Source organism: Brachybacterium sp. GCM10030267 (genome assembly GCF_042666875.1).
In the GTDB taxonomy this organism is placed as follows: domain Bacteria; phylum Actinomycetota; class Actinomycetes; order Actinomycetales; family Dermabacteraceae; genus Brachybacterium.
This window is the reverse complement of sequence record NZ_JBHTCX010000017.1, coordinates 235,501-252,348: the sequence shown is the minus strand read 5'-3', so window position 1 is coordinate 252,348 and position 16,848 is coordinate 235,501. Positions and strand designations below refer to the sequence as shown.

Genomic DNA, 16,848 nt, shown 5'->3' with positions numbered 1-16,848 from the left:
CCAGACCCCGCGCTGCGCGGCAGCGGGACCCGCTCGCGCCATACTGGAGCGATGACCGCCGCCACCGAGCCCGCCCGCACCGTCGCCGTCGTCGGAGCCGGCCCGCGGGGCACGGCGATCGTCGAGCGCCTGGTCGCCGCCTCGAGGCGTGCGGACTGGCAGGGACACCTCACGGTGCACCTGATCGACCCGCACGTCGGCCGCGGCGGGTCGGTGTGGCGCCACGACCAGCCGGACGTGCTGCTGATGAACACCACCACCTGCCAGACCACGATGTACCCCGACGAGTCGTGCCGCCCCGTCCTGCCGACCCTGCACACCGAGACGCTCGCCGATCATCTCGCCCGCGAGGGCCTCGGACCGGGCGACTTCGCCTCCCGCGCCGCCCACGGGCGCTACCTCGCCCGCGTCCTGGCCACCGCGGAGGCCGACGCCGACCGCGCCCGGCTGCGCATCGTCCAGCACGCCGCCGAGGCCGTCGACGTCACCGGACCGGCCGACGGCGCCCAGCGGGTGCGACTGTCCGACGGGCGCGTGCTGCGCGCCGACGCGGTCGCGCTCGCCCTGGGCCACCTGCCCACTGCGCTCGGCCCCCGCTCCCAGCAGCTCGCCGACGCCGCCGAGCGCCACGGCCTGATCCACATCGGGCCCGCCAACCCGCTCGAGGTCGACTACTCCTCCCTGCTGGGCCGGGACGCGGTCGCCGTCCAGGGCATGGGCCTGAACTTCTACGACGCCATCGGCATGCTCACGGCTGTCGCCGGCGGCCGCTTCGAACCCGACGCCGAGGCGCCGTCGGGCCTGCGCTATGTCCCCGGTGGCGAGGAGCCCCGCCTGGTGGTCGGCTCCCGCTCCGGCATGGTCTACCGGCCCAAGCCGGACCTGCCGCCCGACTCCCTCGCCCCCTACGTCCCGCAGGTCCTCACCGGGGAGCGGGTGCTCGAGCTCGCGGTGCGCCCCGCCGGCGTCGACCACGAGCGCGACGTGATGCCGCTGATGCTGGCCGAGCTGCGCCGCGCCCTCGCCGAGGCAGGGTTCACTGATCTCGCGACCGACGAGGCGCTGCTGCACCTGCTGTTCCCCTTCGGCCGGCGCGGCGGCGAGAGCCACGAGCCCCACCGCCGCACCCGCGACGTGCTGCGCCAGGCTCTGTGCGCCGCCACGGAGCCGGATCCGGCGTGGGTGCTGATCTACCGCGTGCTGGTCGCCCTGCGTCTCCAGGTGGGCCGACTGACGGACCTCGGCGCGTACACGACGGAGTCCGTGCGCCGCGACATCGATGGGCACCTGCGCAACGCCTTCGCCTCCTGGGCGTCGGGTCCTCCGGTGCTGCGCGTGCGCCAGCTGCTCGCCCTGGAGGAGGCGGGCCTGGTGACGTTCACGGGCCCACGCATGCACCTGGACATCGAGGAGGAGGCCGGCCGCTTCGCGGCGCGCGCCGCAGACGGGAGCACCATCCTGTGCGACGGCGTGCTGGAGGCGCATCTGCCGCCGGTGGACCTGCCCGCCTACCGCAGCGCCCTGCTCGGTGCCTGGCGGGAGCGCGGCGAGGTGCAGAAGGACTCCTGGGCCTCTCGCGGGACCCGGCGCCGCATGCTCACCGGCTCGATCGCCGTGGACGGCCTGTACGCGCCGATCGGGGTCGACGGCACCGTCTACGAGCGTCGCCTCATGGTCGGAGTGCCGGTGAGCACCGCCCAGCCCGGCTCGGCGATCAGCGCCGAGCCCGGCACCTCCGCCCAGCTGCTGCGCCACGCCGAGGCCGTGGCTCTGCGGCTGGCCCGCGCCGGGGGCGCACTCGCCGAGGAACGGGAGCGGGTCGAACGGTGAGGCTGGGGCAGAGGCAGCGGCGGGGCATGGCACGATGGCGCCCATGACCACCCACGGCGCCCCCGCACTGGACCCGTCGGCCGACATCGTCGACCTCACGGCGGCGATCGTCGACATCGAGTCCGTCTCCGGCGACGAGCGCGCGCTCGCTGATGCGATCGAGACCGCCCTGCGCAGGCGGGCACCGCATCTCGAGGTGATCCGGGACGGGGACACCGTCATCGCCCGCACCCATCGCGGGCTCGGCAGGCGCGTGCTGCTGGCCGGCCACCTCGACACCGTGCCCGTCGCCGCCAACCTGCCGTCCTCGCGCCGTACCCGCGCGGGTCGTGAGGAGCTCGTCGGCCGTGGCAGCTGCGACATGAAGGGCGGCGTCGCGGTCCTGTTCAAGCTGGCCGTGGAGGCCGACGCCGCGCCCGTCGACCTCACCTGGGTCTTCTACGACCACGAGGAGGTCGCGGCCGCGGACAACTCCCTGACCCGCATCGCCGCCGAGCACCCCGAGTACATCGAGGCGGACTTCGCGATCCTCGGCGAGCCGACCTCGGCCGGGGTCGAGGGGGGCTGCAAGGGCACCATGCGGCTCGAGGTCACCGCCCGGGGCGTGGCCGCGCACTCCGCGCGCGACTGGGTGGGCGAGAACGCCATCCATCACCTGGCACCGGTGCTGGAGCGCCTGGCCGGGTACGAGGCCCGGCGGGCGGTGATCGACGGGCTGGAGTACCGCGAGTGCCTCAACGCGGTGGCGATCTCCGGCGGCATCGCCGGCAACGTCATCCCCGACCGGGCGAGCGCGACGATCAACTACCGCTTCGCCCCGGACACCACCGTCCGGCAGGCGGAGACGCACGTGCGCGAGGTCCTCGCCGGCCTCGACCTCGACATCGCAGTCACCGACGCGTCCCCCGGTGCGCTGCCGGGCCTGGACACCCCGCCGGCGCGGGAGTTCCTCGCAGCGCTGGGCGAGGACGTCCCGGTGGCCGCCAAGCAGGGATGGACGGATGTCGCCCGGTTCGCGGCCCTCGGCACGCCCGCCGTGAACTTCGGCCCCGGGGATCCGCTGCTGGCTCACGCCGACGACGAGCACGTGCCGGTCGCGGACCTGGAGGAATCACTGCGCGGCCTGCGCCGGTTCCTCGCCCCGCCGTCGGCCCCCGGGGATACGCTCGCTCCATGACGTCCCAGGCTCCACAGAACCGCCACGACCACCGGAAGGGACCCGTCACGCTGCGCGGGAACCTGCGCCCCACCCGCACCACCGATCAACGGCTGCTGGAGGAGGACGGTCCCGGCGACTGGGTCCACTCCGACCCGTGGCGGGTGCTGCGCATCCAGTCGGAGTTCGTCGAGGGCTTCGGTGCGCTCGCCGAGCTCGGCCCGGCGGTCTCCATCTTCGGCTCCGCCCGCATCGCCGAGGACCATCCCCACTACGCGGCTGCCATGGAGATCGCGCGCGGCCTGGTGGACATGGGATATGCGGTCATCACCGGCGGCGGCCCCGGGATCATGGAGGCCGGTAACCGTGGAGCTCAGGAGGCGGGCGGCGTCTCCGTGGGCCTCGGTATCGAGCTCCCGCACGAGCAGGGCATGAACCCCTACGTGGATCTCGGGGTCGACTTCCGCTACTTCTTCGCCCGCAAGATGATGTTCGTGAAGTACTCCAGCGGATTCGTGGTGATGCCCGGCGGGTTCGGCACCTTCGACGAGCTGTTCGAAGCGCTGTGCCTGATGCAGACCCACAAGATCGCCATGTTCCCCGTGGTGCTGGTGGGCCGGGACTACTGGAGCGGACTGATCGACTGGCTCCGCAGCGCGGTGCTGGACTCGGGGGCGATCAACAGCCCCGACGTGGACCTCATGCGTGTCGTCGACACCGCCGACGAGGCCATCGCCGTGCTCCGGGAGGCGGCGCAGCAATGACCGCCGTCAGCCCCATCGTGCTGCTCCTGCTGCTGGCCGCAGCGGTGGTCGGAGTGGTCATGGTGCTCGTGGCGCTGGGGCGTCTGGGCGACGGGATCAGCGTGCCGGAGCGGCCTCGCAGAGCGCGTCGCTCGACCACGTCACAAGACCTGAGATAATGGCCACCGTACGCGCGCTGTCCGAGGCCCCGTCCGGGGGAGCCACTCGGGGACAGCGACACCATCAAGGAGGCACGCCATGGCTGCTATGAAGCCGCGCACCGGGGACGGTCCGCTCGAGGTCGTGGAGGAGGGGCGCAGCATCATCATGCGGGTCCCGCTCGAGGGGGGCGGGCGCCTCGTGGTCGAGATCGCGGCATCTGAGGCCGAAGAACTGCGAGACGCCCTCCAAGGCGTTATCAAGGTCTGACCGACGTGCTGCGAGCTTGCGAGCGGTAGGAGGTCAGGAGGGTGTGCAGAGTCTGACCGACGTGCTGCGAGCTTGCGAGCGGTAGGAGGTCAGGAGGGTGTGCAGAGTCTGACCGACGTGCTGCGAGCACGCCGCCCAGCAGCCCCGCACCGCCACGGTGCGGGGCTGCTGTCGTTCCCGGGGGAGGAGAGAGCTCGTCGGATCCGTGACCCGGTGGGAATTCGAGGCCCGTGGCAACCGGGTCACGGATCCGGCGAGAGCGCGGAGGCGAAAGATGTGGGGGCGGGTCTCAGGAGCCGGCGGGGCGCAGCACGGCGGCCAGCACGCCGTCGCCGCTGCCGGTGAGCACCGGGACCAGGTCCTCCGATTCGGAGACGGCCTTGAGCACTGCCCGCACGGACTGCGTGGTCGAGTCCCGGGCCGCCGGATCGGCGACGCGATCGTGGTAGAGCGCGTGAGGGATCACGAGCACCCCGCCGGGACGCAGCAGCCGGCGGGCATGGGTGAGCAGGTCGAGGGCGTGCGGTGCCTGTGCCGGGAAGCTGACGAGGTCGTAGGCGTGGTCGGTGAGGCGTCCGATGACCTCGCGGGGGCTGCCGGCGATGGTGCGCACCCGCGGTGAGCGGATCTTCGCCTCGGCGAAGGACTCGCGGGCGGCGCGGTGGTTCTCGACCTCGGGATCGATCGTGGTGAGCACGCCGTCGGCATGCATGCCCGAGAGCAGGTAGAGGGAGCCGACGCCGCTGCCCGTGCCGATCTCGACGGCGGACTTGGCCTGCACGGCCGCGGCGAGGACCCGCATCAGCGCACCGGCGCCGGGCAGCACCGGGGTGGCCCCGAGCTCGTTGCCACGTTCCCTGGCCCGTGCCAGGACGCCGTCGTCGGCGTAGAGGGTCGCCTCGTCGACGAACTCCTCGCCATGGGCCCAGCTGGCCACCTTTCCCGACGACATCTATGCATCCTCTCCTTCGGTCCCGTCACGGTCGGCTAAGACTACGACAGCGGCTGAGAACTCCTCACCGACTGCGGTGCAATAATGGCACTGCATATCAGCGGACGACACGTACAGGTGGAGCATGGGCGGCCAGGGATTCTTGGGACTCGGCGGGTGGGAAGTCGTCATCCTGCTGATCGTGTTCCTGGTCATCGTGGGACCTCAGCGTCTGCCTGATCTCACCCGTCAGCTGGTCCGCTGGGTCCGTCAGGCCCGGCAGTGGGTCGACGACTCCCGCGCCACGGTCGAGGACGAGATGGGTATCGCCATCGAGGACCTGCGCAAGTACGACCCGCGTCAGTACGACCCGCGCCGCATCATCCGTGAGGCCTGGGGCGATACCGACCCCGAGGATCTCCTGCCCAGCAAGGAAGCGATGTCCGCCGTCGCGGGAGCGGGAGCGGCCGGTGCCGCGGCGAAGAAGGGCTCCTCGAAGGGCGGGAAGGCCAAGAAGGACAAGGGCCCCCAGCGCGCCCCCTTCGATCCCGAAGCCACCTGAGCCGACGCGGAACCCGCTGAGCCGACGCGGAACCCGCTGGGCAGACCCCGAACCTGCTGAGCCGACCCGGACGCCATCAGGCGGCTCGGGACACGGGCTCGCACAGGCCGGGGCCGCCGGGCCCAGCACGGGCCGGAAACGCGCCCGACAGCGTCGCTCAGGACCGCGAGACCGGTCGCTCAGGACCGCGAGACAGTCAGCGGCAGCTTCATCTTGTCCAGCCCCCGCGGTGTGTGCACGAGCGAGCGGGCCACGCCCGACAGCGCCATCGCGGTGGGGGAGTCCGGGGCCGAGACCACCATCGGGACACCGGTGTCGGCACCCTCGCGCAGCGCGGGGTCCAGACCGACCCGGCCGAGAACCGGCACGTCATGGCCGACGGCCTCGGCCAGGGTCGCCGCCACGCGGTCGCCGCCGCCGGAGCCGAACACGTCCATCACGGAGCCGTCCGGAAGCGTCAGCCCCGCCATGTTCTCGATCACCCCGGCGATCTCCTGGCCGGTCGAGGTGGCCAGCGAGCCGACGCGCTCGGCGACGCTGGAGGCGGACTGCTGCGGCGTGGTCACCACGAGCATCTGCGCCGAGGGCAGCAGCTGGGCCACGGAGATCGCGACGTCCCCGGTGCCGGGCGGCAGGTCCAGCAGCAGCACGTCGAGGTCGCCCCAGTACACGTCGGAGGCGAACTGCTCGATGGCGCGGTGCATCTTGGGCCCGCGCCACACCACGGCCTGCCCCTCCGGCACGAACATGCCGATGCTCATCACGGCCACGCCGTGGCCCTCGGGCGGCATCAGCAGGTCGGAGACCTTGGTCGGCTTGTCGGTGACGCCGAACATGCCGGGCATCGAGAATCCGTGGATGTCCGCGTCGATCACGCCGACGCGCAGTCCGTCGGCCGCCATCGCGGCGGCGAGGTTCGCGGTCACGGTGGACTTGCCGACGCCTCCCTTGCCGGAGGAGACCGCATAGATGCGGGTCAGGGAGCCGGGCTGGTTGAACGGGATCTGGCGCCGCCCCTGCCGCAGGCGTGCGGTCAGCTCGCGGCGCTGCTCCTCGTTCATGGCCCCGGTGGTGACCTCGACGCGGCTCAGGCCCGGCACGGTGGCGGTGGCCTCGGCGGTCTCCCGTTCGATCCGGTCACGCATGGGGCAGCCCTCGATGGTCAGCAGCACCTTGACGTGGGCGGTGCCCTCGGCGTCGACGGTGACGTCGTCGACCATGCCGAGGTCGGTGATCGGCTGACGGATCTCGGGGTCGATGACGCCGCTGAGCGCCTCGTGGATGAGGGCGGCGCGGTCGTCGGTGGCGGAGGTCTGCTCTGTGGTGGTCACGAGAGGTCGTTCTCCTTCGGGTGGTCGGGGGAGCGTTCGGCCAGCGCGGCGGCGACCTCCTCGCGGAGGATGGTCCGCAGAGCGCTGGTCTCGAGGGTCATGACGGGGGACTGCTCGGTTCCCGCGCCGGACGCAGTCGAGGCGTCGGCGGGGTCCCTGTGGGAACTGTCGGGCTTCGTGCGGTTCCCGCTCTCTGAGGGCGCCTCGGCGTCGTCCGTCTCGGAGCCGGTGCGCTCCTCGAGCCCTTCGAGGAGGTCCCGCAGCTCGCCGCGCACGAAGTCGCGGGTGGCGACCTCGTTCAGGGCCAGGCGCAGTGAGGCGATCTCGCGGGTGATGAAGTCCGTCGTGGCGTGGTTGATCTCGTTGGACTGGCGATCCTGCTCCGCCTGCACGCGGTCGCGGTCGTCCTGGCGGTTCTGGGCCAGCAGCAGCAGAGGAGCCGCATAGGAGGCCTGCAGGGACAGGATCAGGGTCAGCAGGGTGAAGTTCAGGGCACGCGGGTCGAACTGCGCCGATTCGGGGGCCAGCGAGTTCCACGTCAGCCAGACCGCACAGAACAGGGTCATCCCGACCAGGAAGGCCGGGGTGCCCATCATCCGGGCGAAGGCCTCCGCCGCGCGGCCGAATGCGTCGCCACGGAGGGGGTTGCGCAGCCACGTGCGGCGGCGGGGACCGGGGTCGTCGAGGGGAGCGGGGTTGTGCTCGGCCATTCTCACTCCTCCTCGGCGTCATCACGGGCGGTCGCCCGGGCGATCTCGGACAGGTCGATCTGTCCGGTGGTGGGCACGGGTTCGTCCTGCTCGCGCCAGTCATCGGGCAGGACGTGATCGAGCACGTCGTCGACCGTGACCGTGCCGAGCAGGTGGCCGTCGTCGTCGATCACGGGGATGGAGACGAGGTTGTAGGTCGCCATCTCACGGGTGACCTCGGACAGCGGCGCGGTGGGGCCGACGGCGACGCGGTCGGCATCGAGGATCTCGCCGACGGGCCGGTCGGGCCGCTCCCGCAGCAGCTGCTGGAAATGGACGATCCCCAGCAGCCTGCCGGTCGGGGTCTCGAGCGGGGCGCGGCACACCAGCACGGTCGCGGCGAGCGCGGCGTGGAGATCCTCGCGGCTGATCATCGCCAGGCAGTGGGCCACCGGGGTCTCGGGGGCGACGATGATCGGCTCGGTGGTCATCATGCCGCCGGCGGTGTATTCGTCGTAGGCCAGCAGGCGGCGCACGTCCTCCGCCTCTTCGGGCTCCATCAGGCCCAGCAGCTGGGAGGCGACCTGCTCGGGCAGCTCCTGCAGCAGGTCCGCGGCGTCGTCGGGGTCCATGACGTCCAGCACGTCGGCGGCGCGGGTGGGATCCAGGCCGGTGACGACCTCGACCCGGACGTCCTCGGGCAGTTCCTCCAGCGCATCGGCCAGGCGTTCGTCGGCCAGCTCCCCGGCCAGCTCGATCCGTCGCTTGGCATCGAGCTCCTGGATGATCTCGGCCAGATCGGCGGGGTTGAGATCCTGGTAGGAGGCCGCCAGCAGGTGCGCCGACTGCTCCGCCTGGGTGCCGAACAGTCCGCTGACCTCGGTGATCTGGACGGTGAGCGTCTCCCCGCGCGAGACCAGGCGGCTCAGCGAGCTGCCGCGGCGACGGCGGCGCACGTGCAGCCGGGAGACCTCCCAGTCCTTGTGCCGGTTCTGGTCCAGGGCGATGTCCAGCACCGTCGCCTCGCCGGAGCCGTCGTTGAGCGTGACCGCGCGATCGAGCAGGTCACCGATCACCAGCAGCTCGCCGGCGCGCTTCTCGAAGCGGCGCACGTTCAGCACCCCGGTCGAGATCACCTGGCCCGGCGAGATGGAGGTGACGCGGGTGATGGGCAGGAACACGCGGCGCTTGGCCGCGACCTCGACCACGAACCCGACGGCCCGCGCCGAGCTGCGTGCCTGGGGCAGCACGACGACGTCCCGCACCTTCGCCACCACGTCCCCGATGGGATCGAAGACGGTGGTGCCGGCGAGCCGAGCCGCGTAGAAGCGCGCCAGCTGGGCGCTGCTCACTGCCCCGGACCTGCTCACGGCCGCCGGCCGCTGATCTCGGCGATCCACTTCTCGACGTCCTCGGCCCGACGGGGAGCCGCGGCCGAGAGGTTTTCGACGCCGTCGGCGGTGACCAGGACGTCGTCCTCGATGCGCACGCCGATGCCGCGCAGCTCCTCGGGGACCAGCAGGTCGTTCTCCTTGAAGTACAGACCGGGCTCGATCGTGAAGACCATCCCGGGCCGGAGCTCCGCGTCGAGGTACATCTCGCGACGGGCCTGCGCGCAGTCGTGGACGTCCATGCCCAGGTGATGGCTGGTGCCGTGGACCATCCAGCGCCGGTGCCACTGACCCTCGGGCGAGAGCGACTGCTCGGCGGTCCCCGGCAGCAGCCCCCATTGCTCGAGCCGGGCGGCGATGACCTCCATGGCAGTCGCGTGCAGCTGGCGGAAGCGCACGCCGGGCCGGGCGATCGCGAAGGCGGCGTCGGCCGCCTCCAGCACCGCGTCGTAGACCTTCCGCTGCGCCGGGGCGAACGTGCCGGAGACCGGCAGGGTGCGGGTGACGTCGGCGGTGTAGAGCGAATCGACCTCGACGCCGGCGTCCAGCAGCACCAGATCGTCCTCGTGCACGGTCCCGTCGTTGCGGATCCAGTGCAGGGTGCAGGCGTGGTCGCCGGCGGCGGCGATCGTGTCATAGCCGACGCCGTTCCCCTCGACGCGCGCGGTGCGGGCGAAGACGCCCTCGATCACGCGCTCGCCGCGGGCGTGGGCGACGGCCTGGGGCAGGTGGGCGATGACGTCCTCGAAGCCGCGGACGGTCGCGTCGACGGCCTTGCGCAGCTGGCGGACCTCGTACTCGTCCTTGACCAGACGCTGCTCACTGGTGGCTTCCTTCAGCTCGGCGTGCTGCGCGGCGGCGTCGTCCCCGCCGGGGAGCCCGTTCTGGGTACGGATCTCCTGGACCATCGATTCCACGGCGGCATCGACGCCCGGCATCACCGACAGCGACAGCTGCGCGCCGACGTCCTTGGCGAGGTGGTCGCGGAGATCATCGATGTGCCGCACCTCGATGCCGAGGCGCTGCGAGGCCTCCTCGAGCGTCGGCCGGCGACCCACCCACATCTCGCCGTAGCGCGAGTCGGCATAGAACTCGCTGCTGTCGAAGCCGGCGCGGGGCCGGAAGAAGTAGGTCGCCTGCGCGGTGCCCGGATCCTCCGCCGAGGGCTCGACGACGAGGACGCTGTCGGGCTCCTCGTCGGTGCCCAGGCCCGAGTAGTAGGCGAAGGCGGTGTCCGGGCGGAACTGGTAGTCGGTGTCGTTGGAGCGGACCTTGAGCACGCCGGCGGGCAGCACCATGCGGGTGGCGGGCAGACGTCGCACCAGCGCGTCGCGTCGCGCTGGTGTGAAATCCGCCGCCTCGCGGCGTTCGGCGTCGGGAACCGTCTCGTCCCATCCGGAGGCGATGAACTCGCGGAACGCCTCGTTGGTGGGGCGCTGCGAGCGGGCATCGCCGCGGGAGGCGAGACCGTTGCCGGTGGCGGGCGTGCTGGTGTCGGTGCTCTCGGTGCTCACCCCCCGATGGTCTCACGCGCCGGTCTACCCTGGAACTATGAGCGACAGGTCCGATCCCACCCGCGCGGAGCGCATCGACCTGCACGCCCATACCTCGTGGTCCGACGGCACGTGCGATGTCCACGGTCTGTTCCGGGGCGCCCGCGAGGAGGGGCTGGGCGCTCTCGCACTGACCGATCACGACACCGTGGCCGGCTGGGCGGAATTGCCCGGCGCGGTCAGCGCGAGCGGGGTGGCGGCCGTGCCCGGCGTCGAGGTCTCCTCCGAGCACGAACGCCTCAGCGTGCACATCCTGGCGCTGCTGGTGGACCCCTCTCCGGACACGGAGCTCGCGATGGAGATGGCCAGTGCGCGCTCCTCCCGCTCCCAGCGCGCTCGCCGGATGGTCGAGCTGGTCGCGGCCGACTATCCGATCACGTGGCAGGACGTGCAGGCGCAGGTGGCCGGTGAGCGCACCGTGATCGGGCGCCCCCACATCGCCGACGCCCTGGTCGCCCAGGGCAGCATCCCGGACCGCTCCGCCGCGTTCCGCGAGATCCTCAGCCCCTCCGGGCCGTACTACGTGCCGTACTACGCGCCCTCGCCGACGGTCGCGGTGCGCGCGATCCGCGACGCCGGGGGAGTGGCCGTGGTCGCTCACCCGGGCTCCGTCGCCCGCGACGGGGACCTTCCGCTGGAGCTGCTGGAGTCCATGGTCGAGGCGGGCCTGGCCGGCGTGGAGGTCGATCACCGCGAGCACGACGAGGCCGAGCGCGCCCGGCTGCGTGACTTCGCGCGCCGCCACGATCTGCTGATCACCGGTGGCAGCGACTACCATGGCGCCGGCAAACCCAACCGGCTCGGGGAGAACCTCACGCAGCCGTCCGTCCTAGCGGCGATCACCGAGCGCGCCACGAGCACCACCGAGGTCATCCGCCCGTGAACCTGGTCGATCCGAGCTTCCTGACCGGGGTCTTCGTCACCCTTTTCGTCATCATCGACCCGCCGGGCACGGTGCCCATCTTCCTGTCGCTGACCAGCACCATGACCGCGAAGCAGCGGCACCGGGCGGCGCTGGTGGCCGTCGGTGTGGCGATGCTGATCATCTCGGTGTTCGCCCTGTTCGGGCGGTTCATCCTCGACTACATGAGCATCTCGCTGCCGGCGCTGCAGTTCTCCGGCGGGCTCCTGCTGCTGATCGTCGCGCTGCAGCTGCTGACCGGGAAGATGGGGGAGATGGCCGCGAGCGAGGGCGTGAACGTGGCCCTCGTGCCGCTGGGCACGCCGCTGCTCGGCGGCCCCGGGGCGATCGTCGCGGTGATGCTCTTCGTCCAGCAGACCGAGGGCGAGGTCGCTCGGATCAGCTCGCTCGCCATCGCCATGGTGCTGCTGGCCGTGGCGATCTACCTCGCGATGCGGTTCGCGGGCGTCATCGCCCGGATCCTCGGCGAGGGCGGGGTCACGCTGGTCACCCGCATCTCCGGCGTGCTGCTGGCCGCGATCAGCACGCAGATGATCTTCGACGCGATCCACGCCTTCCTCGCCGCCTGGGGCGTCGTCCCGGCCTGACGTGCGGAGCCGCTCTGCGGATCTGCCCTGCGGATCTGCCCTATCGGGGCGTTCCTCGTCAGGACCTTCCCCGTGAGAGCACGAATGCCCGCGACCCGGATATCACTCGGGTCGCGGGCATTCTCGATGCTCAGCTCTCGGCGCGCTCAGCCCTCGGCGGGGGCGGAGGAGCCGCCGCCGTTGCCACCACTGCCGCCGCTGCGGCCGCGGCCGCCACGGGAGCGGCGACGGCGGGGACGTTCGCTGGACCCCGCGGCGTCGGAGCCCTCGCGGCCTCCGGCCGGGCCCGAGCTGCTCTCGGCGACGACCTCGCCGTTGACCCGGCGGGTGCGCGAGCGCGACCGGTTGCGGCGCGAGCGGTCGCCGGAGCCTTCCGTCTTCCCGTCCTCGCTCGAGGACTGCTCGCGGCGCTCACCGCCGCGTCCTGAGCCGCTGCGACCGCCGCTGTCACGGCCACCACGGCCGCCGCTGTCACGACCGCCGCGGCCTCCGCCGCGTCCGCTGTCCCGCGGCCCGCGGGAGCCGGAGTCCGGGCCGCCGAGATCCTCGATCGCCTCGGCGTCCAGGCCGTCGCGGGTGCGCTTGTCACGGGGCAGCGAGCCCTTGGCGTCGGAGGGGATGTCGAGCTCGGCGTAGAGGTGCTCCGAGGTGGAATACGTCTCCACGGCCTCCGTCGACTCCAGGCCGAGCTGGCGGGCGATCAGCGCCCACCGGGCCAGATCCTCCCAGTCCACGAAGGTCACCGCGGTGCCCTTCTTGCCCGCGCGGCCGGTGCGGCCGGTGCGGTGGAGGTAGGTCTTGTCGTCGTCGGGGCAGTTCCAGTTCACGACGTGGGTGACATCGGTGACGTCGATGCCGCGGGCGGCGACGTCGGTCGCGACCAGCACGTCGATCTTGCCGTGACGGAAGGCGCGCAGGGCCTGCTCGCGGGCACCCTGGCCCAGGTCGCCGTGCAGCGGGGCGGCGGCGAAGCCGCGGTCGGCGAGATCGCCGGCCACCCGGTCCGCCTGGCGCTTGGTGCGCATGAAGATGATCGTCAGCCCACGCTCGCGGGCCTGCAGGATGCGCGCCATCACCTCGATCTTGTCGAGCTGGTGGGCGCGGTAGACGACCTGCTTGATGTCGGCCTTGGTGCGCGCCTCGTCGCCGGGATCCTGCGCACGGATGTGCGTCGGCTGGCTCATGAAGCGGCGGGCGAGAGCCATGATCGGCCCGGGCATCGTCGCGGAGAACAGCATGGTCTGGCGTGTGGTCGGCACCGCCTGCAGCAGCTTCTCGATGTCCTCGAGGAAGCCGAGGTCCAGCATCTCGTCGGCCTCGTCCAGCACCGCGGTGCGCACCTGGGACAGGTCCAGGTACTTCTGACGCAGCAGGTCCAGGAGGCGGCCGGGGGTCCCGACGACCACCTCGACGCCGCGCTCGAGGGCCTCGATCTGCGGCTCGTAGGCGCGACCGCCGTACACGGTCAGGATGCGCACCGGACGCTTCGCCGAGGCCGCCTCGAGGTCCGCGGCGACCTGCACCGCGAGCTCACGGGTGGGCAGCACGACGAGGGCCTGCGGCTTCCCGACGGGGCGCCCGTCGGGGTTGTCCTCACCGGGTGCGACCGCTGCCTGCAGCAGGGGGATGCCGAAGCCGAGCGTCTTACCGGTGCCCGTCTTGGCCTGGCCGATGATGTCGCGGCCGCGCAGGGCGACCGGCAGAGTCATCGACTGGATCGGGAACGGAGTGACGATGCCCTTGGCGGCGAGGGCATCGATGATGTCGGAGCGGACGTCGAAGTCCGCGAAGGTCTGTTCGGGCGCGCTGGTCCGACCGGTCTGGTCGGTCGTCTGGTCAGCAGCGTTGCCGGAGCTCTGCTCGACGGCGGGGGAGGCCGACACGGCCTCATCGGTGTGCGGGATGGTTTCAGGCACCGTTCAACTCTCTAAGTCATGGATGTGCACTGCCATGGTAGCCCCCATGCCCGCGGGGCGCCGGGGGAGTGCCCCGATTCAGCCGGCGCCGCCGTCGCTGGAGGCAGGCAGCGGGCTGCTGGGATCCGTGGGAGTGACGCGTTCCTCGTCCGGCAGCCCTTCGCCCGGCTCGACCTCCTGCTCGGAGGGGACGGGCGCCTCCGGCGTCCGGTCCTCCTCGGGAATCCGTAGCTCAGGCTGCTCGGCGGGCATCTGGGAGCGCTGGATCGACACCGAGACCAGGCCCATCCCGCCCATCACGATGTCGTCGTAGGCGACCAGATCCCCGGTCTCCTTGTCGAAATAGAGCATCCGGGCGGTGAGATCGAGAGGGTCGTCACCCTGCAGCACCGGGGCGATCCCGCCGGAGGCGAGCGCCCCGCCGGTGGAGCCGACCGTCAGCCAGTTCGTGCCCGAGCTCTCGACGTCCAGCTCGACGTTCGAGGTGTGCATGTGGCCGGACAGCACCAGCGGCACCCGGCCGAGCAGGCCCTCCGGCTGGGTGGGGTCATGGATCAGGGCGAGATCGACCGGGTCCTCGGGGTGCTCCCGGTCGTAGTCGGTGATGGTCTCGCCGAGCTGGAACCCGCTGGCCGCGACGGCTTCCTTCCCCTCACGCCATCCGCCGGCGTCCGAGTCGTCGTCGGCCGCGAAGCGGGGATCGCCGATTCCGGCGATCTGCAGCCCGGCCACCTCGGTGACCTCGTTCTCCAGCACGGTCGCATTGGGCTGGTCGGCGATCACGGCGGCGGTGCTCGCCCCGTCGTGGTTGCCGGCGATGTAGACGTAGGGCACATCCAGGTCGCCGATCGAGCTGAGCAGCTCGTTCTCCAGCGACGTCCCCCAGGAGATGATGTCGCCGGTGTCGATGACCAGATCGATCGCGAACTGGGATTCCAGCTGCTCGATGACGTCGTACGCCTGGGGATTGTCGTGGATGTCCGAGACGTGCAGCACGGTCATGACGTTCTCGGCGTCCATCCCCACGGGCAGGGAGTCCGCCGCGATGTAGAGAGCGGAGACCTGCCCCACGAACTCGGCGAGCGTGTCGCGGTAGTTCTCGTAGTCCACGACCTTGCCCTGGCCGATGTCGGCGACGTAGCTGGCCTGGGACAGCAGTCCCTCGAACTTCGGCTGGTACAGCGACTCGGGCCTGAACGTCACCGACGTGGCGGCCACCGAGACCCCGACCACGGCGACCACTCCGCCGGCGGCGATCAGCGAGCGTCGTACCCGGCGGAACGTGAGGCCGACGGCCAGGCCGGCCCCTGCGGCCCCGCAGAGCGCGTTCAGGGCCGCATTCGTGGCGGCGGCGGCAGTGAGCGCCTCGGGTGCCGTCCGGGTCAGGTCGCTCAGGCCCTGGTCGGAGTAGAACAGCGCCTCGGCCTTGTCGATGTCCACGCCCTGCACGCGGGCCTCGATGCTGACCGGGGCGACGTGCGTGTCGAAGGCGATCTCGCCGACCGGGGGCAGCAGCAGGACGGTCTCGGAGGCGAACGAGGGACGCAGGTGGACCGTCGCGGTCAGCGGGCCGACGTCGACCCGGGTCGCGGGGGTCAGCAGGATGCCGACGACCGCCCCCAGGGCGGCGACCAGCACCGTGGTGCTCAGATGCAGGAGACGGATGCTGCGCCGTCTGCGCCGGCGACGCCCGGCCGCGGAGTCCTCCGGGGGCGCGTCCGCAGCGGTGGCCGACGAGTCCTCGTGCGCGGCCGCGGCATCCGGATCCGTCGAGGACTCGCCCGGCGAGTCCTCGTGGGCGGCGGCCACGGTGGGTCAGCCGAGGAAGCCGACGCGGCGGGGCTCCTCCGTGGAGAGCTCCGCGAAAGCGAGCTTCGCACCGGGGATCAGCACCGTGCGGCCCTTGTCGTCGACCAGCGTGACGGGGGTGCCGTCGGTGACGGCGGCGTTGAGGCGCTCGAGGACCTCGTCGGCCTTCTCCCCGGACTCGACGACGATCTCGCGGGGGGAGTGCTGGATGCCGATGCGGATCTCCATGTCGAAATCCTTCCCTCCGCCTCGGGGGCGGATGTCCGATGCTGTGCGCCGGAAGTCTACCGCTCGGAACCGGGGCGTGCGCTCCCGTCCCCCGCCAGCACGGGCCCGGCGACCTGCGGGTGCTCCAGCGGCTCGAATCCGGTGAGTCCGTGCACCATCGCCGCGGTCATCGTCTCGAGAACCTCCTCCCGCTCGGCCTCGTCGGCGGCGGCATGGAGCAGCAGGGCGGTGGTCTGGGCGATGGCGATGAACCCCCGGCCCACCACCCGTGCCTGGACCGTGCTCAAGCGGCGTGCAGCGGTCAGCACCCCGGCGAGCTCGATCGCCATCTCGTCCAGCACCAGGTCCACGCGCTCCTGGACCCGTGGGGAGATCGACTCGTGGCCGGTGAACAGGCGCAGGGCGTTCTCCAGGGACACGAACTGGTAGAAGCGCCCGAGACCGTGACGCACCCGGGCCGCCGTGCCGCCCGCGTGGTCCCCGATCGCCCGGACCTCGTCCAGCATCCGCCCGGCGAGGATGTCGATGACCTCGACGTACAGCGTCTCCTTCGAGTCGAAGTGCTGATAGAGGACCGGTTTGGTCACGCCCGCCGCGGCGGCGATGTCGTCCATCGACGTCGCCTGGAAGCCCTTCTCGGTGAAGACACGGGTGGCGAGCTCGAGCAGCTGGGAGCGCCGCTGCGCGCGAGGCATCCGGACCGTGGGCGCCTTGGACGGCGAAGACATGGCGTCGACCTCCGGAGGGTGTGGCTGATCCGCGGTGATCCGT

General features: G+C 71.8%; 17 protein-coding genes. 8 read left to right on the top strand and 9 right to left on the bottom strand.

Translation table 11 applies throughout. The annotated features are described in order from the left end of the window. Positions 1–51: 51 nt before the first annotated feature. The 5 genes from ACFQS2_RS15695 to ACFQS2_RS15675 all read left to right on the top strand — a co-directional run bounded on the left by ACFQS2_RS15695 (position 52) and on the right by ACFQS2_RS15675 (position 4,158). Positions 52–1,830 carry an FAD/NAD(P)-binding protein gene (locus ACFQS2_RS15695; protein WP_377794361.1) on the top strand — a complete coding sequence of 593 codons (1,779 nt, stop codon included), beginning with the start codon at positions 52–54 and terminating at the stop codon, positions 1,828–1,830. Between the two features lie 43 nt (positions 1,831–1,873). Then, on the top strand, positions 1,874–3,007 hold the full coding sequence (gene dapE / locus ACFQS2_RS15690; protein WP_377794360.1) for a succinyl-diaminopimelate desuccinylase: 1,134 nt from the start codon (positions 1,874–1,876) through the stop codon (positions 3,005–3,007). Beyond that, positions 3,004–3,750, top strand: coding sequence for a TIGR00730 family Rossman fold protein (locus ACFQS2_RS15685; protein ID WP_377794359.1), 747 nt, complete (start codon positions 3,004–3,006; stop codon positions 3,748–3,750). Before dapE ends, ACFQS2_RS15685 begins: the two co-directional genes overlap by 4 nt. Further along, entirely contained in the window at positions 3,747–3,908 is a 162-nt protein-coding gene (locus ACFQS2_RS15680) for a hypothetical protein (RefSeq protein WP_377794358.1), read from the top strand. Before ACFQS2_RS15685 ends, ACFQS2_RS15680 begins: the two co-directional genes overlap by 4 nt. Before the next feature lie 79 nt (positions 3,909–3,987). After that, positions 3,988–4,158 carry a DUF3117 domain-containing protein gene (locus ACFQS2_RS15675; protein WP_377019059.1) on the top strand — a complete coding sequence of 57 codons (171 nt, stop codon included), beginning with the start codon at positions 3,988–3,990 and terminating at the stop codon, positions 4,156–4,158. Between the two features lie 289 nt (positions 4,159–4,447). Here the strand turns inward: ACFQS2_RS15675 and ACFQS2_RS15670 are convergent, their stop codons facing one another. Further along, positions 4,448–5,110: an O-methyltransferase gene (locus tag ACFQS2_RS15670; RefSeq protein ID WP_377019061.1), complete on the bottom strand. Its 663-nt coding sequence runs from the start codon at positions 5,108–5,110 to the stop codon at positions 4,448–4,450. 124 nt (positions 5,111–5,234) lie between these two features. Here ACFQS2_RS15670 and ACFQS2_RS15665 point away from each other — a divergent pair, with 124 nt between their 5' ends. Beyond that, a complete protein-coding gene (locus tag ACFQS2_RS15665) occupies positions 5,235–5,651 on the top strand; it encodes a twin-arginine translocase TatA/TatE family subunit (RefSeq protein ID WP_377019062.1) in 417 nt (138 codons plus the stop codon). 179 nt (positions 5,652–5,830) lie between these two features. On the opposite strand, the gene ACFQS2_RS15660 is transcribed toward ACFQS2_RS15665, so the two are convergent. Genes ACFQS2_RS15660 through ACFQS2_RS15645 form a run of 4 tightly spaced genes read right to left on the bottom strand, consistent with a single transcriptional unit; the run spans position 5,831 to position 10,576 of the window. Beyond that, complete coding sequence (locus tag ACFQS2_RS15660; protein WP_377019063.1) at positions 5,831–6,982, bottom strand: P-loop NTPase; 1,152 nt, start codon at positions 6,980–6,982, stop codon at positions 5,831–5,833. Next, positions 6,979–7,692, bottom strand: coding sequence for a DUF1003 domain-containing protein (locus ACFQS2_RS15655; RefSeq protein WP_377019064.1), 714 nt, complete (start codon positions 7,690–7,692; stop codon positions 6,979–6,981). The genes ACFQS2_RS15660 and ACFQS2_RS15655 overlap by 4 nt, the downstream gene beginning before the upstream one ends. A gap of 2 nt (positions 7,693–7,694) precedes the next feature. Continuing rightward, positions 7,695–9,023 (bottom strand): magnesium transporter MgtE N-terminal domain-containing protein, encoded by a 1,329-nt coding sequence (locus ACFQS2_RS15650; protein WP_377019065.1) that lies wholly within the window; start codon positions 9,021–9,023, stop codon positions 7,695–7,697. 14 nt (positions 9,024–9,037) lie between these two features. Next, positions 9,038–10,576, bottom strand: a complete 1,539-nt coding sequence (locus tag ACFQS2_RS15645; RefSeq protein ID WP_377019066.1) for an aminopeptidase P family protein — start codon at positions 10,574–10,576, stop codon at positions 9,038–9,040. 37 nt (positions 10,577–10,613) lie between these two features. On the opposite strand from ACFQS2_RS15645, the gene ACFQS2_RS15640 reads away from it, so the two are divergent. Both ACFQS2_RS15640 and ACFQS2_RS15635 read left to right on the top strand, forming a co-directional pair. Further along, positions 10,614–11,498 carry a PHP domain-containing protein gene (locus tag ACFQS2_RS15640; RefSeq protein ID WP_377019067.1) on the top strand — a complete coding sequence of 295 codons (885 nt, stop codon included), beginning with the start codon at positions 10,614–10,616 and terminating at the stop codon, positions 11,496–11,498. Further along, positions 11,495–12,124 (top strand): MarC family protein, encoded by a 630-nt coding sequence (locus ACFQS2_RS15635; protein WP_377019069.1) that lies wholly within the window; start codon positions 11,495–11,497, stop codon positions 12,122–12,124. Before ACFQS2_RS15640 ends, ACFQS2_RS15635 begins: the two co-directional genes overlap by 4 nt. Before the next feature lie 146 nt (positions 12,125–12,270). On the opposite strand, the gene ACFQS2_RS15630 is transcribed toward ACFQS2_RS15635, so the two are convergent. The 4 genes from ACFQS2_RS15630 to ACFQS2_RS15615 all read right to left on the bottom strand — a co-directional run bounded on the left by ACFQS2_RS15630 (position 12,271) and on the right by ACFQS2_RS15615 (position 16,805). Then, a complete protein-coding gene (locus ACFQS2_RS15630; RefSeq protein ID WP_377794357.1) occupies positions 12,271–14,040 on the bottom strand; it encodes a DEAD/DEAH box helicase in 1,770 nt (589 codons plus the stop codon). 78 nt (positions 14,041–14,118) lie between these two features. Further along, positions 14,119–15,849: a metallophosphoesterase gene (locus ACFQS2_RS15625; RefSeq protein WP_377019072.1), complete on the bottom strand. Its 1,731-nt coding sequence runs from the start codon at positions 15,847–15,849 to the stop codon at positions 14,119–14,121. A 6-nt stretch (positions 15,850–15,855) separates the two neighbouring features. Beyond that, the gene (locus ACFQS2_RS15620; protein ID WP_377019073.1) at positions 15,856–16,077 is read right to left on the bottom strand and encodes a DUF3107 domain-containing protein; all 222 of its coding nucleotides are present in this window, start codon (positions 16,075–16,077) and stop codon (positions 15,856–15,858) included. A 56-nt stretch (positions 16,078–16,133) separates the two neighbouring features. Next, on the bottom strand, positions 16,134–16,805 hold the full coding sequence (locus ACFQS2_RS15615; protein WP_377019074.1) for a TetR/AcrR family transcriptional regulator: 672 nt from the start codon (positions 16,803–16,805) through the stop codon (positions 16,134–16,136). Positions 16,806–16,848: the final 43 nt, after the last annotated feature.

What these genes read in the sequence shown, in the direction of transcription:
- ACFQS2_RS15695 (WP_377794361.1), top strand. Translation starts at nt 52, where the DNA reads ATGACCGCCGCCACCGAGCCCGCCCGCACCGTCGCCGTCGTCGGAGCC.
- dapE (WP_377794360.1), top strand. Translation starts at nt 1,874, where the DNA reads ATGACCACCCACGGCGCCCCCGCACTGGACCCGTCGGCCGACATCGTC.
- ACFQS2_RS15685 (WP_377794359.1), top strand. Translation starts at nt 3,004, where the DNA reads ATGACGTCCCAGGCTCCACAGAACCGCCACGACCACCGGAAGGGACCC.
- ACFQS2_RS15680 (WP_377794358.1), top strand. Translation starts at nt 3,747, where the DNA reads ATGACCGCCGTCAGCCCCATCGTGCTGCTCCTGCTGCTGGCCGCAGCG.
- ACFQS2_RS15675 (WP_377019059.1), top strand. Translation starts at nt 3,988, where the DNA reads ATGGCTGCTATGAAGCCGCGCACCGGGGACGGTCCGCTCGAGGTCGTG.
- ACFQS2_RS15670 (WP_377019061.1), bottom strand. Translation starts at nt 5,110, where the DNA reads ATGTCGTCGGGAAAGGTGGCCAGCTGGGCCCATGGCGAGGAGTTCGTC.
- ACFQS2_RS15665 (WP_377019062.1), top strand. Translation starts at nt 5,235, where the DNA reads ATGGGCGGCCAGGGATTCTTGGGACTCGGCGGGTGGGAAGTCGTCATC.
- ACFQS2_RS15655 (WP_377019064.1), bottom strand. Translation starts at nt 7,692, where the DNA reads ATGGCCGAGCACAACCCCGCTCCCCTCGACGACCCCGGTCCCCGCCGC.
- ACFQS2_RS15640 (WP_377019067.1), top strand. Translation starts at nt 10,614, where the DNA reads ATGAGCGACAGGTCCGATCCCACCCGCGCGGAGCGCATCGACCTGCAC.
- ACFQS2_RS15620 (WP_377019073.1), bottom strand. Translation starts at nt 16,077, where the DNA reads ATGGAGATCCGCATCGGCATCCAGCACTCCCCCCGCGAGATCGTCGTC.
- ACFQS2_RS15615 (WP_377019074.1), bottom strand. Translation starts at nt 16,805, where the DNA reads ATGTCTTCGCCGTCCAAGGCGCCCACGGTCCGGATGCCTCGCGCGCAG.